Raw genomic sequence first — 1459 nt, 5'->3', positions numbered from 1 at the left:
TTGAATAATTTCATAATCATCATCTAACCCTCCCTTATTTAAGTACCTTCTTAGGCAGGTACACCACTGCCCCTTACTCTCCCCCCCCTGATCTTAAGGTGGGGATTATTTAGTTTCTTCCTACTAATATTCTAGTTGCAAATATGAATGTCTGCTTTGGGTCGTAAGCGGACGTTCGTATAAGACCTTTACAAGTTTTATTTCAACGATTGATTCCGCTGAGTCAACACGATCGCTACTCCTCCCAGCGTGGCTGTCGATGCCAATATCAATCGCAGAGTTATCGGTTCTGATAGCAAGAGAACTCCTCCAAATGCAGCAATTACAGGCGCTGAAAGCTGAACGGTTGCAGCCGAGGTGGGCTTAAGACCGCGAAGTGCCGCATACCATATCGTATAGCCCAGCCCAGACGCGATAGCCCCTGAACTTGCCGCTAATGCAAGACCTTCGGGGGAAATATGCAAGTCTCCTAAAAACAGGAAGCTGACAACAATCACGAGTGGTACAGAATAAATAAAGTTGTTTGCAGTTGCGGCCAAAGGATTGGGACAACCCTTACCGAGTAATGAATAAACACCCCAGGCAATGCCTGCAACAGTCATTAAGAGAGCGCCTAATGGATCAGGTGCCGTAATCCCAGGTGAAACAAGATAGATTAGCCCGATGACCGCCAGAGCAAGCCCAGCCCATGACAGCAGTGGGAACTGTTCACCACTCCGTATTGCAACGGTAAACATTGTTAACTGGACCGCGGCGAACAAAATCAGAGCCCCCGTGCCAGCACTTAATGAAAGATAGGCGAAAGAAAAGAAGGCCATGTAAGTGAACAGCATAGTAGCGGATCGCCAGCTGGTTTCAGGGCGACCATTGGTTTTCCAATGAGGCAGTACAATGAGAAACAGCATTAAAGCACCTGAAATCACCCTGACTGTTGCAAAGCTTGCAGCATCAATAAGTTCCTGTCGTAGGGCGAGTCTGCACAACAACGAGTTGGCCGCAAATGCAATCATTGCAATAGATGTTTGCACAGCGGTAATCGCGACAGACGGTAAGTGATTTAGAAAAGGTATCGTAGTCATCCTATTGTTGTTCTGGACAGTGTAGACCACCCCGCGCACAAGCGCTGAGAGGCATAACTCTCTAAACTAGTACCCAAGCATCACTTTTTAACATTAGCCCCGTAGGCGGTGCGTTGCAGTGCCTTTAAGGGGCATCCCTGTGGGCACCTCCATAAAGAATTGAAGATGCGATCTCAAGTAGAAAAGAGTACTGGGGCCAGGGATTCGAGGGTGAAGCATGGGAATTACACGAAGGAATCTATCGCTTTGCGTAGACTGGTTGCCCAAATAGTGAGTGATAGTGCTGAGTTACTGGCAGATATAGATGACAAGCGTGTCTTTGATCTCGTGATGTAAAACGGGACATCCAAGTCGCCCTTTTACACTCGATCTTCGACAGC

General features: G+C 47.6%; 1 protein-coding gene. It reads right to left on the bottom strand.

Going from position 1 to position 1459, the window contains the following annotated elements; translation table 11 throughout:
- Window positions 1-197: 197 nt before the first annotated feature.
- Entirely contained in the window at window positions 198-1079 is an 882-nt protein-coding gene (locus tag BOW51_RS10755) for a DMT family transporter (RefSeq protein WP_078477702.1), read from the bottom strand.
- Window positions 1080-1459 lie beyond the last annotated feature (380 nt).

It is taken from the genome of Solemya elarraichensis gill symbiont (assembly GCF_002021095.1).
Taxonomy (GTDB): domain Bacteria; phylum Pseudomonadota; class Gammaproteobacteria; order Chromatiales; family Chromatiaceae.
Note: the sequence above shows the minus strand (reverse complement) of the source record. Positions and strands in the feature narration are given on the sequence as shown.

Coding starts and splice junctions, on each gene's coding strand:
- BOW51_RS10755 (WP_078477702.1), bottom strand. CDS start 1,079: ATGACTACGATACCTTTTCTAAATCACTTACCGTCTGTCGCGATTACC.